Below are 12,511 nucleotides of genomic sequence, written 5' to 3' on the forward strand. Positions count from 1 at the left end.
CACCTCTTATATATAAGTCAAGGATTTTTTCTGACCTCAAAAAAATTAGGCAGCCCTGCTTTGTAGGCTGCCTGTCTCTATTTAAGCTCCAGATATTTTTTAAGCTTTGGCTTTTTCTTTTTATAGTATTCCTGCAGCTTCTCCACCAACAGGGTGAGGTAGCGGAACAGGGATTCTGCCGCGAATCCGAATACCACCATAAGCAGTACGCAGATATTTGACAGATCGGTCAATGCAAATAACTTCTTCAGGAAAAATCCTGAGAATATAAATCCAACGATGTTCAGTCCGATCACACCATATTTCATCTTGTTTAACGGCTCACTGATCTTAAACAGGATCATAAAGCCAACAACGCAAAGCACCATTGTTGCGATCGTACCGATGCTTTCTCCCGGCAGGGCAAATACCTCACCGCAGATTACTAACGCACCAACCGCAATTACATCAGTAAGACCACCCGGAAATGCTTTGAACATAACATTTGTAAGGAAATGTCCTTTGATCCTGTCTCTGTTCGGTTCGAGTGCCAACAGAAATCCGGGAGCACCGATCGTAAACATACTGACCAATGAGATCTGCGCCGGTTCCAGCGGATAGGTGATCATAAAGATAACCGAGAACAGCGACATCAACAGTGAGAATATATTCTTAACAAGGAACAGGCTGGCGGAACGCTGTACATTATTTACAACCCGTCGTCCTTCGTATACCACATCCGGCATATGTGCAAAATCTGAATCTAGCAAAACGACCTGTGCTGCCTGTGTTGCAGCTTCACTACCAGATGCCATCGCCACGCTGCAATCCGCATCCTTCATTGCAAGGATATCATTGACACCATCACCTGTCATGGCCACGGTATGCCCCTGCTTTTTAAGTGCCTGCACAAGCTTCTGCTTCTGCTTCGGCGTCACACGGCCAAATACCGTATATTCTCGTACGGCTTTCTTAATCTTCGTATCCGTATCAAGTGTCGTTGCATCCACATAACTTTCTGCGTTGTCAATACCCGCCTGAACTGCGATCTGTGATACCGTCTTTGGATTATCACCGGATATAACCTTGATCGCTACATCCTGACTCTTAAAGTATGCAAAAGTCTTTACCGCATTTTCACGGATCGGATTTGCCAGTGCCACAAAGCCAAGCGGTGTTACTCTGTCAGATAATCCATTTGCAATACTGCTTCCTTCATATCTTCCAAATAACAGCACACGATCTCCCTTTTCGGCATAAGGAAGAATCTCTTTCTCGATTGACGCATAATCATCTCGCATGATGAATTCCGGTGCGCCAAGCAGATAGATGCCATCCGAAAATGTAATACTACCGTATTTCAAACTGGATGAAAATGCCAGACGATCAAGCGGTACTCTGTGTTTTCCGACACTACCGTCTGCCTCATCGGCATATTTCTTCAATGCCTCCATCGTAGCGTTATTATCCTGTGACGCTGCTGTATAATCGATCAGCAGCCCCTTTAATTCGTCTATCGTCTTTAACGGATTCCGGCTGTCCTTACTTAAGAATACATCCTTGATACTCATAACCGGTTCTGTGATCGTTCCGGTCTTATCCACGCACAGCACATCGACACGCGCCAACGTCTCGATACTTTTCATATCATGCAGCAGGACTTTTCGTTTTGCCAGATTCATCGTACTGAGTGCCAGTGCGATCGTAGTAAGAAGATATAACCCCTCCGGGATCATACCAAGGATAGCTGCAACCGTCGAGGTTACACTCTTCCGGATCGAGTCATCATTTACGAAATGGCTCTGCCAGAACAGAATGATACCGATCGGTATAATGATGATACCAACCCATTTTACGATCAGGTTGATCGACCGGATCATCTCGGACTGTTCACCGCTTCCCATGGTCTTTGCTTCCATGCTGAGTTTTGAGATATAGGATTCATTTCCGACCTTTTCCAGTCTGGCATAACATTCACCGGACACCACAAAGCTGCCGGATAACAGAGAACTGCCGCTCGTCTTTTCTACCTCGTCCGCTTCACCGGTAAGGAGGGATTCATTTACCTGAATGCTGCCATCGATAACAACCGCATCTGCACAGATCTGCTTTCCGGCTGTCAGTAAAATGACATCATCCTTTACCAGTTCTTCCGAACGGATCTGCTGTAAAACCCCATCTCTGACTACATCTGCATGAGGTGCATTTAAGAAATTCATTTTTTCCAGTGTCTTCTTCGCACGCAGCTCCTGTATGATACCGATCAATGTATTACCTATGATGATCGGCAGAAAAGTCAGGTTCCGAAAGGAACCAACAAGGATCAATAATACTGTGATAATAAGAAATATTAAGTTAAAGTATGTAAGTGTATTCGACAGAATGATCTCTTTCGTTGTTTTATCCGTCGATATATCGGTCTGATTCGTCAGCCCTTTTTCGATTCGTTTCTTTACTTCGTTTTCTGTCAGTCCCCGGATCGAAGGATTGATCTGATTTGCATTTGTATCGTCCATAAGATTTCCTCTCTGGTCTGTGTTATCAAAACTTTTACACCATTCTACTACATTCCTATGAAAAGAAAACGAAAATAACTGTTAAATTTTGTTAATTCTTTATTCGTCTTTATTCAGGCGATAGCCTGTCCCCATTTCCTTTCTATTCATTCAATGAATTAAACTTCAGTTTCTTTTTTGTGATCAGATATGCTATTACGCCACACAGAATTCCAACCAGAATACCACCTAAGATATCGGTCGGGTAATGCACATACAGGTATAGTCTGGAAAATGCGATCAGCACCGCAAGCACCAGTGCCGGATACCGGTATTTCTCTTTTGCAAAAAACAATGCAGTTACTGCTGCAAAGGACGCTGCCGTATGACCGGATGGGAATGAATAATCTGTCGGCTTCTTCACTAACAGGGAAATCGCTGTATTTACATCAAAGGGTCTTGTCCTTGCTACCGCATTCTTCAATATGCCATTACAAAGTATAACATCAAATACCAGTGCAAGTGCCATCAGGATTCCTGTCTTTCTGTGTTTCTTACTGATCAACAGCACGATCGTAAGTGCGATCCAGATGACCCCTGCATTTCCAAGTGTCGATACAAATGGCATCACTACATCAAGAAATGCATTTCTCATATGCTCCTGTATAAAATCCAAAATCGTTAACTCCATCTGATTCACCTTTTGTCCTCCTGCCTGTATGTAAATCGCACACTGTTTCTACCGATCTGCTCTGTCGCTTCACTTATGCAAGTGATTTTGTATGTCTTTCAGATAAGTATCATTTATTTATTTTTCCCGGAGGATCTTCACACCACGAACAATCATGAATACCCCTACGATCAACAATGCTGCTGACATTACCGTTGGAAACAAAGAACCCATAACAATCGTGAGGCTGGCCGTCTGAATGAGCATAAAAATAAAGCTAAGCACACTAATGCCATTTACTAATATAAAGCCGGCTCCGACTACAATACATATGACTCCGGCATAAATATTCGCGCCTTTCCGAACTGCGGAACCAACCTTTCTTGCCTGCTCCCGCTGTGCAGGATCCATACCCATGCCATTCATCATCTGATCAAATTCAGGCGACATACCGCTTCCATATACTGTACCACCACTATTCACCTGACTGGTATAGACCTTGTTTCCAGCATCTCCTGAAAATGGTGTGCCCGGAGTTCCCTGCTGCCATTGTGAATTCTGCCCGGTATCTGTAGCCCCTGGTGATGTTTTCTCGCTATTTTCTATTATTATGTCTGCCGGCTGACTGCCATACACACCATACGGGCTGTTGTATCCGGACTGACTATTGTATCCGGACTGGTCGTTATATTCGCCGTCATAACTTCCATATTCCGGCGTCTGATATGGCTGATATCCACCGTCCATTTCCTGTCCATTAATTCTATCACCGACACCGCCGCTCCATTGAACCCTGCCGGATTTCTGGTCTGCATCACCGCTGTCTCCTTTTAAAAAGTTACGAATTCCCTGGATCAGAAGCAGCACTCCTATGCCCCCGAAAAACAGAAGGAAAAGTCTCATGACACCTAGTCCTTTTGCAAAAAGGCCCACAAAGCCAAAACTCATGAATACCAAAGTTCCCAGAATGCAACCCAGTAATTGTTTGACCCGATTGGATACACTTTCCATCGAATTAATAAATAATACAACACCTGTCAATGCAAATATTAATCCGAATCCAAGTACGATCCCCCATGTTAAGATTCCACCCTGATCATACAGGGTTGTTATGCCCCATACTCCGAGTGCAAGCATCATCACGCCAAAGCAAAAGAAAACAAATGCTCCTATTTTTGCTCCTTTTTGTTTCTGCATAAAACCACCTCCGTTTATAGAGTATCACATAACTGTGGTTTTTTACACTTCTCCATGTATATTTTTTTGATTTTGTCACCAAAGCCCTTCGATGGAAATTCTTCCGATGATACTTCTGTTCCTATAAAGCAAAAAAATCCCCCGCACTTGTCTCCTGTAGTTCTTCGGGCTACAGGCAAATGCGGGGAACCTTTTCTTTGTTTGTTGATTTATTCACTCTAATAAGTATGTTTCTTTGACTTTGGTACTGCAGCTTCAACCTCCTGTGCATTATGATTAGCTGTTGCACATACCTTCTGAACTGCTTTCTTTTTCTTCAATGGATGCTTTGGATTCTTATCCATAATCTACACTCCCTTTCTTATATCTGTATACATATACATAAGGGGTCATGTTTTTATTCGCACGGCTCGATATCAACACATTTTATTCGATGGCAATGAAGTTCTCCTTTTCGATTGCTTCCGGTGCTTTCTTTGGAAGGGTCAGACGAAGAATACCACTTTCATATTTTGCATGTATATCCTTCTGACTGATACCGTCACCAACATAGAAACTTCTGCTCATGCTGCCGGCATAACGTTCACGTCTGATATACTTACCGGTCTTCTTATCTTTCTCATCCTTATCCAGACCTTTTTCAGCGGAAATAGTGATGTAGCCATCTTCCAGTTTGACATTTACTTCATCCTTCTTAAATCCAGGAAGGTCAATGTCTACTTCATAGCTGTCATCTGTTTCACGGACATCCGTCTTCATCATGTTCTTAGCATGTTTGCCATACAACGGGCTTTTCTCTGGAAACATTTCCTTTTCAAATTCCTTACCGAATGGGAAATCATCCATCCAATCATCAAATAAACTTTCTCCAAAAATACTAGGTCTTAACATAAGTCATTACTCCTTTCAATTTCAAACCAGTGTCGGAAATCTCAGCTCCTTATGGAACCTTGAGGCACTTAGACTTTTGTATGTTTAGCACTGTCAGAGAAACTGAAGTGTCGAATTTGTATGTTATAAGTTCCGGGATTCTTTCTTTTATCTTCTTTCTTAATCCCTTTCCTTATCTTTATCTATGTTATAGCACCGTTTATTAGCACTGTCAATAGGTGAGTGCTAATTTTGTGTGAAGATTTTGTGAACTATCTGATTTCCATTTCTACACTTAAAAGAAAAAGCCAGACCGGTGCTCACCGGCCTGGCTCTTTCTTCTATATAATTATAAGTTATTTGTAATTTACTCTACATCCTGTAAAGCTGCAAAGTCTTCCTCACCGGTACGAACCTTAACAACCTTGTCAACGCTGTATACGAAGATCTTACCATCACCGATATGTCCGGTATACAGAGCCTTCTTAGCAGCTTCAATAACTGCACTGACAGGAATCTTGCTGACTACGACTTCTACCTTAACCTTTGGAAGAAGGGTTGCATCTAATTCAACACCACGGTACATCTCGCCGGCACCCTTCTGGATACCACAGCCCATAACCTGATTCATTGTCATACCTGTAACACCGAGGTCATTTAAAGCTTTCTTTAAGATCTCAAACCGTGCAAGCTTTGCAATGATAACTACCTTGTAGATACCGCTTGGGGATGCTGTAACAGGAGCTTCCGCAACCTTGACTGCTGCATTCTTTAATGTGTCAGAAGCCTTATCATAATCAGCTACACCAAGATCTGTATTTTCATTTACATCCATTGTCATTGTATTTGATACATCAACAATACTGAAGCCGGCATATGCAGATGGAAGACCATGCTCGCATGAATCCAGACCAACAATTTCCTCTTCCTCTGATACACGAAGGCCGAAGATCTTCTTAATAAGAAGGAATGCAATTGTAATCGTAACTGCTGTCCAGAGGATGGTTGCGCCCATACCTACGAACTGAATACCGAGCTGCTTGAAACCACCGCCATAGAATAAACCTTTGGCTGCGATCTGGTTTGCACCATATGTTACACCATCACCGATACCTCTTGCAAATGCAGGAGCTGTATCTGTAGCGAAAAGACCAACTGCGATTGTTCCCCAGATACCATTTAAACAGTGAACTGCAACAGCACCTACAGGATCATCAACATGTAATTTGTAATCTAAGAACCATACACCGAATACAACCAGTACACCGGCAACAGCACCGATCACGATAGCACCGAAAGCATCACAGACATCACAAGGAGCTGTAATTGCTACCAGACCTGCAAGAGATGCATTCAGACACATTGAAACATCAGGCTTACCATATTTTACCCAGGTAATGATCATTGCTACAACTGTTGCAACAGCAGGAGCAATTGTTGTTGTTACGAATATGGAACCAAGTTCTGAAACGGTTGTTGCTGCTGCACCATTGAATCCATACCAGCCAAGCCAGAGGATAAATACACCGAGACAACCGATCGGAAGGTTATGTCCAGGGAATGCATTTACTTTTTCAACCTTACCATCCTTGCCCTTTACAAACTTACCGATACGAGGTCCAAGGATTGCTGCACCGATCAATGCACAGATACCACCAACCATATGAATACAGTTAGAACCGGCAAAATCATGGAAGCCCATCTGAGCTAACCAGCCGCCGCCCCATGTCCAGTGTGCCTCAATCGGATAAATAACTGCTGAGATAACTGCTGAATATACACAATAGGAAATGAATTTTGTACGTTCTGCCATCGCGCCGGATACAATTGTCGCTGTTGTTGCACAGAACACTAAGTTAAATACGAAGTTGGACCAGTCAAAATTTGCATAATCAGTAAATATGTCAAATCCCGGTTTACCGATCAAACCAACCATGTCTTCACCAAGTAAGAGTCCAAAACCAAGAAGGATAAATACAACTGTACCAATACAGAAGTCCATCAGGTTTTTCATCAGAATGTTTCCGGCATTCTTTGCTCTGGTAAATCCTGTCTCTACCATCGCAAATCCTGCCTGCATCCAGAATACCAATGCCGCTCCGATCAGGAACCAGACACCGTACACTTCACCAGAAATTGCATCTAAAATTTCACTTGTCATAGTTCTTACCTCCTAAAACTCAAAAATGCGATACATGGAGACTTATCCTTAACAGACGCCCCATTGCATCGCATTTTACTTCATTTTTCCCCTCATCCGGTCCGCGCGTATAGCCGGATATCAGGCTTCTCTTTATCCTGTACCGGGATACCTATACCTCCCGATAAAAGAAAAAGGCACTACGAATATTTCGTAGCGCCTTTGCTATGTCCATGAGTATAGCACCGAGGATTACTCATGTCAACGAAAATTTATATTTTTTTTAGAGATTATTAACCATGCCTTTTCCAACTGATCATCACAGTTTATATTTACGCGTTCCATACAAGTATTTATCTACTTTCTCTTCATCTGTGGGATCAGTATAAAGCTGCAATACAGGATAGCTATAACTGCCATGATCCCCCCTGCAAATCCGATATACCCCATCGATGCATGTGTACATACCAGACCACCGATCCAGGTTCCGCATCCGATTCCCAGATTATAGATTCCTGAGAACATCGACATGGCCACAGCGGAGGCTTCCTCCGGAACCGCTTTGATCGTCTCTGACTGGAAAGTAACGCTAAATGCCGTTACAGCCATACCCCACAGCATACAGATCAATATCATTGTCCATGTAAATTTCGATGCCGGTTTCAGGCAAAGCATGACAACAGCGATCAATGTGATCGATGCACGGATAAAATGATATCTGTGTTTGTCATATACACAGGAGAACAGAAAACTTCCAAGAATTCCGGCAGCTCCAAACAACATTAAAGTTATAGTAACAAGATTATCCTTAAACATTGCTACCTGCTTCAAAAACGGCTCAATATAGCTGTAGCCTGTATAGTATGCACCCGCAACTAAGAACGACATTAATATGATCCCAAGCATAACCGGGTTCTTCAATATCACCGGCAGTTCTTTCATTTTAAAGGATGTACCGCCTTCAACCTTCGGAAATACAAATGCCATATAGATAAGGGCAAGAAATGCAACAACTGCAACACAGAAAAATGTCATTCTCCATCCTACATATAATCCAACGATCCTTCCAAGCGGAAGTCCAAATATCATCGCAATGGATGTACCGGTTACTACCATACTCATCGCAAACGACCTGAACTTCTCCGGCACGATCTTAACTGCTGCCGGTGATGCGATCGACCAGAAGACCGCATGTGCACAGGCAACTATGATCCTTGCCGCCATCAGCATCGCATATCCGGCTGCAACCGCTGATAATACCTGACCGATTCCAAATAACGCAATCGTTCCCAACAGCAGCTTTCGGAAGCTGATCCTTGATGCAAGCAGCATAAGTGGCAGTGATAACAGCATAACCGCCCACGAATATGCTGAGATCAGCATCCCCGCTTTTGCCTCCGTGATCTGAAAATCATCCGCGATATCGGTCAGAAGACCGATTGGCATGAATTCCGATGTATTAAATATAAATGCCGCTACCGTCATTCCGATGAGCGGCAGCCATTCCCTGATAGTTAATTTCTGATTCATTCTGTGATTATATCCTTTCCTGTATTTTTCTATTTAAACATTTACCATTTTGCAACGCAGTCCGTTAATATATATTCTTTACCATGCAACATAGTCTGTTAATATATATTCTTTACCATGTAATGCAGTATGTTAATATGACTCCGTATTATGCAACACATTTATATGAAACCTATCTTGTATTATATGGTATTTTTTCTATGAACCGCATCTGATATTATCCGGCATTTTTATTTCCATAGTAATTTTATTATCGGATTCCCAACTCCGCAAGTCAAAAAATAGTCTTCTTTTTGTAATTTTTGCTGTGTTTACCGCTGTTTTTTCACGAAATTAAACGAATTCTGTTGCATTAGCGTAGAAAAGTATGTATTATATTAAAATATTGTGTTATTTTTATAAATATTTGATTTTTCTGTAATATAATTCTTTACTTTATTCATATAATTTATGAGAATAACACATCACCACAATACAAAAAATGAAAAGGAGAAAATCATGTGGGCAACTGTAAATGAAATCTTAACAAAAATCGATGATTTTGTGTGGGGTCCTCCACTTATGGTCCTTATTATGGTCGGTGGAATTCTTCTCACAATCCGGATGGGCGTTCTTCAGATCCGCAAACTGCCATTAGCACTCAAATGGATGATCAAAAACGAAGAAGAAGGCGAAGGCGAAGTTACTTCCTTTGGTGCACTGTGTACTGCTCTTTCCGCTACGATCGGAACCGGTAATATCGTTGGTGTAGCAACTGCGATCGGAGCCGGTGGACCGGGAGCATTATTCTGGATGGTACTTGCTGCATTCTTCGGAATGGCAACCAAATATGCAGAAGGTCTTCTGGCTGTCAAATATCGTGTCGTTGACAAGGACAACCATGCACTTGGCGGACCATTCTACTATATCGAAAGAGGTATGGGATCAAAATGGAAATGGCTTGCAAAAATATTTGCTTTCTTTGGTATCTGTGTAGGTCTGTTCGGTATCGGAACCTTCTCTCAGGTAAATGGTATTTCTTCCGCTGTTAATTCATTCTTTGATCCTGACATGCAGTGGACGATTAATATTCCAGGGATCGGTACTTATTCATGGACCGTTGTTATCGCTTCCCTGATCTTAAGTGTATGTGTTGCACTCGTTCTGATCGGCGGACTGAAGCGTATCGCAAGCGTATCCCAGATCATCGTTCCATTTATGGCTGTTATCTATATTGTTATATGTGTGATGTTACTGATCTGTAACATCACTAAGATTCCTGAGGCTGTTGTTATCATTGTAAAGAGCGCATTCAAGCCTTCTGCTGTTGCAGGTGGTATCGCCGGTTCATTTATCATTGCTATGCAAAAAGGTGTAGCGCGTGGTATCTTCTCAAATGAAGCCGGTCTTGGTTCTGCTCCTATCGCAGCAGCCGCTGCCCAGACAAAGGAACCGGTTCGTCAGGGTCTTGTATCCATGACAGGTACTTTCATCGATACCATCATTATCTGTACAATGACAGGTCTTTCCATCGTTCTTACCGGTGCATGGAAAGTAGAAGGTTTACAGGGTGTTCAGGTTACCACATATGCTTTTAACGAGGGACTTCCGATTCCTGCAACGATATCAAGCTTCCTGTTAATGCTCTGTCTGGTATTCTTTGCATTTACAACTATCCTTGGATGGGATTATTATTCTGAGCGTTGTCTGGAATACTTATCCGGCGGCAAAAAGAAATCCATCATGATCTACAGATGGTTATACATTCTTGCTGTATTTATCGGACCTTACATGACAGTTTCTGCTGTATGGACGATCGCCGATATCTTCAACGGACTGATGGCTATTCCTAATATGATCGCCATCTTTGCTTTAAGCGGTGTGGTTGTAAGGGAAACGCGTGATTTCTTCAGCCGTCATAATAAGCAGCCTTTTGAATAAATTGTTAAAATAAAATAGAGGACCCTGAGATCTAATTCACATATTATTACGCAAGACACTTTCGTTCTATCTTCATGTAGCGGTACTAAGCTCCTGCTTTCGCAGATCGCTAAGGACCGACATTCAGATAGGCTTGCTTCATAATAGTGAATATATATCTCAGGGTCCTCTATTTTATTTTTCTGCACTATACTAATTCTTTTCTCCTGCTTTATATAGTTAATGGGTACCAAACCACTTTATAACACTTCATACCACATCAAATTTTATTTTTAGGGTATATGCTTTTATTTTGATAATCTATACCCTTATCTCTACCTTACTTTCGGGTATTATCATCCATAGAAATCTTTCATACCCTGAAATCATTTTATTTATGGGTATAAAATCATTTTATTTCACACCATACCCATCTTCTTAATTATTTCCGGGTATCAATCCGCCCACGCACTCTTTATACCCATTTTATCTCGTCTCAACAAAATCCTTTACATGGTCAAGGACGATCTGCATCAGGCGGGTGCGGGCTTCGGTGCTTGCCCAGGCGATATGTGGCGTGATGAGTAGCTTATGGCTGTCCTTTATAGCAAGCAAAGGATTGTCCGGCTGTATCGGTTCCGTCCGAAGGACATCTACGCCTGCGGCTGCGATCGTGCCCTGCTTCAAGGCTTCCGCAAGATCTTCTTCTACTACGATCGGTCCACGTCCAAGGTTCAGGAAGATCGCGGATCGTTTCATCTTTGCAAATGCCACTTTATCCATCAGGTTCTCGGTATATTCATTTAATGGCGCATGAACCGATATAACATCAGATGTCCGAAGAAGTGTATTCAGGTCAACCTGCTCATAGCCCTCCTGTGCCGGTCTGCCGGATGCCGAATAATAGATTACATGTGCGCCAAATGCCTTTGCTATATCTGCTACCTTCCTTCCGATCGCTCCAAGTCCGATGATGCCCCATGTCTTTCCGGCAAGCTCTGTAAACGGCTCGCCAAACCAGGTAAATACATCATTTTTCTGATATGATCCATTCTTTACATAATCATCATAATACCGAAGCTTTTCGAGCAGATAAAAGAGCATGGCAAATGTGTGCTGTGCAACGATCGTGGTGGAATATCCGGCTGCATTTCTCCATTCAATTCCCCGTTTATCCAGATAATCTTTATCCAGATTATTTGTTCCGGTTGCTGCTACGCAGACCAGCTTCAGATTCTGAGCAGTTCCGATCGTCTGCTCGTTTACCGGTACCTTATTCACGATGATAACATCTGCATCTACTACCCGCTCCGGAACTTCTTCCGGCTGTGACATTTCATATGTTACAACCTCACCCAAAGTCTCAAAGTCTGTCAAGTCAATATCTTCTCCTATCGTCTTACGATCCAAAAACACTATCTTCATAATCATATTTCCTTCCCTGTTTTATCTTTGTTATTCGATATTCCATTTACCTGTACCTGCGGTCAGCCGTGCTTGGTAAAAACAAGCTATCAACATATACCGCATTCCATCCGCCTGTACCTGCTGTCAGCCGTACTTGGTAAAAACAAGCTATCAACATATGCCGCATTCCATCCGCCTGTGCCTGCGGTCAGGGTGGAGAGAAAACGCGTTTCATTTCCTATTCTGCCCGCACGCCTATTTGCCGTCAGTCGCCCTAACTCACCCTTATGGGTTCAGACAAGGGCTTTGTGCCGGCAGCTAGTG

8 protein-coding genes are annotated in these 12,511 nt (G+C 42.5%); 1 reads left to right on the forward strand and 7 read right to left on the reverse strand.

The window, feature by feature from the left end; genetic code table 11:
- Window positions 1-77: 77 nt before the first annotated feature.
- The 6 genes from LK416_08215 to LK416_08240 form a co-directional block, all read right to left on the reverse strand.
- Window positions 78-2,495 carry an HAD-IC family P-type ATPase gene (locus LK416_08215; protein UEA73675.1) on the reverse strand — a complete coding sequence of 806 codons (2,418 nt, stop codon included), beginning with the start codon at window positions 2,493-2,495 and terminating at the stop codon, window positions 78-80.
- A gap of 142 nt (window positions 2,496-2,637) precedes the next feature.
- Window positions 2,638-3,165, reverse strand: coding sequence for a phosphatase PAP2 family protein (locus LK416_08220; GenBank protein UEA75890.1), 528 nt, complete (start codon window positions 3,163-3,165; stop codon window positions 2,638-2,640).
- Window positions 3,166-3,282: 117 nt separating this feature from the next.
- Window positions 3,283-4,341 carry a hypothetical protein gene (locus tag LK416_08225; protein UEA73676.1) on the reverse strand — a complete coding sequence of 353 codons (1,059 nt, stop codon included), beginning with the start codon at window positions 4,339-4,341 and terminating at the stop codon, window positions 3,283-3,285.
- Window positions 4,342-4,767: 426 nt separating this feature from the next.
- Entirely contained in the window at window positions 4,768-5,232 is a 465-nt protein-coding gene (locus tag LK416_08230; GenBank protein UEA73677.1) for an Hsp20/alpha crystallin family protein, read from the reverse strand.
- 346 nt (window positions 5,233-5,578) lie between these two features.
- The gene (gene amt, locus LK416_08235; GenBank protein UEA73678.1) at window positions 5,579-7,372 is read right to left on the reverse strand and encodes an ammonium transporter; all 1,794 of its coding nucleotides are present in this window, start codon (window positions 7,370-7,372) and stop codon (window positions 5,579-5,581) included.
- A gap of 336 nt (window positions 7,373-7,708) precedes the next feature.
- Window positions 7,709-8,881, reverse strand: coding sequence for a sugar transporter (locus LK416_08240; protein ID UEA73679.1), 1,173 nt, complete (start codon window positions 8,879-8,881; stop codon window positions 7,709-7,711).
- Between the two features lie 498 nt (window positions 8,882-9,379).
- Between LK416_08240 and LK416_08245 the strand changes: the two genes are divergently transcribed.
- A complete protein-coding gene (locus LK416_08245; protein UEA73680.1) occupies window positions 9,380-10,801 on the forward strand; it encodes an alanine:cation symporter family protein in 1,422 nt (473 codons plus the stop codon).
- A gap of 465 nt (window positions 10,802-11,266) precedes the next feature.
- On the opposite strand, the gene LK416_08250 is transcribed toward LK416_08245, so the two are convergent.
- A complete protein-coding gene (locus tag LK416_08250) occupies window positions 11,267-12,205 on the reverse strand; it encodes a D-2-hydroxyacid dehydrogenase (protein UEA73681.1) in 939 nt (312 codons plus the stop codon).
- Window positions 12,206-12,511 lie beyond the last annotated feature (306 nt).

The sequence above is a fragment of the Lachnospiraceae bacterium GAM79 genome, from assembly GCA_020735665.1.
Lineage (GTDB): Bacteria > Bacillota > Clostridia > Lachnospirales > Lachnospiraceae > Coprococcus.

Excerpts from the sequence above, each read along its gene's own strand:
- LK416_08230 (UEA73677.1), bottom strand. The coding sequence starts at position 5,232 with ATGTTAAGACCTAGTATTTTTGGAGAAAGTTTATTTGATGATTGGATG.
- LK416_08220 (UEA75890.1), bottom strand. The coding sequence starts at position 3,165 with ATGGAGTTAACGATTTTGGATTTTATACAGGAGCATATGAGAAATGCA.
- amt (UEA73678.1), bottom strand. The coding sequence starts at position 7,372 with ATGACAAGTGAAATTTTAGATGCAATTTCTGGTGAAGTGTACGGTGTC.
- LK416_08240 (UEA73679.1), bottom strand. The coding sequence starts at position 8,881 with ATGAATCAGAAATTAACTATCAGGGAATGGCTGCCGCTCATCGGAATG.
- LK416_08225 (UEA73676.1), bottom strand. The coding sequence starts at position 4,341 with ATGCAGAAACAAAAAGGAGCAAAAATAGGAGCATTTGTTTTCTTTTGC.
- LK416_08215 (UEA73675.1), bottom strand. The coding sequence starts at position 2,495 with ATGGACGATACAAATGCAAATCAGATCAATCCTTCGATCCGGGGACTG.
- LK416_08250 (UEA73681.1), bottom strand. The coding sequence starts at position 12,205 with ATGAAGATAGTGTTTTTGGATCGTAAGACGATAGGAGAAGATATTGAC.
- LK416_08245 (UEA73680.1), top strand. The coding sequence starts at position 9,380 with ATGTGGGCAACTGTAAATGAAATCTTAACAAAAATCGATGATTTTGTG.